Origin of the sequence: Lactobacillus agrestimuris (assembly GCF_943193025.1) — a bacterium.
GTDB lineage: Bacteria > Bacillota > Bacilli > Lactobacillales > Lactobacillaceae > Lactobacillus > Lactobacillus agrestimuris.
This window is the reverse complement of sequence record NZ_CALPCQ010000055.1, coordinates 1-1,055: the sequence shown is the minus strand read 5'-3', so window position 1 is coordinate 1,055 and position 1,055 is coordinate 1. Positions and strand designations below refer to the sequence as shown.

Sequence of the window (1,055 nt, the reverse complement as noted above, 5' to 3'; positions counted from 1 at the left end):
GAGCTTGCAGTTGAAGCTGCGCTTGAGGCTGTTGAGTTGTTTGGATCTTTATCAGCGTTGCTCTTTGCTTCGCTTGCAGAACTTGATGCAGCACTTGATGAGTTTGAAGCATCACTTGCGTGACTTCCTGCTTCACTGGCTGCACTTGAAGCTTCGCTTGCGTAATCACTTGATGCAGAACTATTAGCGATTGAAGTTGCGGCACTAGCTGCGTCTGAGGCTGTTGAGGCTGCTGAACTTGCTTCTGATGCGGCACTTGATGATTCACTTGCGGCACTCTTGGCAATTTCTGCATCTTCACTTGCCTTATCTGCTGCTGATGATGCCTTTGATTGTGCTGAGCTTGCAGCTGAGCTGTTTCCTTCTGATGCGGCTGAACTTGCGATTGAATCTTGTTCACTTGCAATGCTCTTTTGGTTATCTGCATCGCTAGCTGCTGATGAAGCAGTTGATGCGGCACTTGATGCATTAGAAGCATTTGATGCGGCTGAACTTGCGTTACTCTTTGCTACATCTGCTGCACTATTTGCTTCTGATGCTGAGCTTGATGCTGCTGGTTCATATGGTGTTACATCAATTGGCTTCTTGTTTGCTTCACTTTCTGCGGCACTTGCTGCGTCTGAGGCTGTTGAGGCTGCTGAACTTGCTTCTGATGCGGCACTTGATGATTCACTTGCGGCACTCTTGGCAATTTCTGCATCTTCACTTGCCTTATCTGCTGCTGATGATGCCTTTGATTGTGCTGAGCTTGCAGCTGAGCTGTTTCCTTCTGATGCGGCTGAACTTGCGATTGAATCTTGTTCACTTGCAATGCTCTTTTGGTTATCTGCATCGCTAGCTGCTGATGAAGCAGTTGATGCGGCGCTTGATGCTTTACCTGCTGCGGAACTTGCTACACTTGCTGCTGAGCTTGCCTTGTCGGCATCACTCTTAGCTGCTGAGTTCTTTTCTGCTGCACTTGATGCTGCTGATGCGGCACTTGATGCATTAGAAGCATTTGATGCGGCTGAACTTGCGTTACTCTTTGCTACATCTGCTGCACTATTTGCTTCTGA

1 pseudogene is annotated in these 1,055 nt (G+C 48.0%); it reads right to left on the bottom strand.

Annotated elements, in window-relative coordinates:
* Positions 1 to 1,055, bottom strand: a pseudogene (locus NFR82_RS08830) (hypothetical protein); the annotation flags it as partial.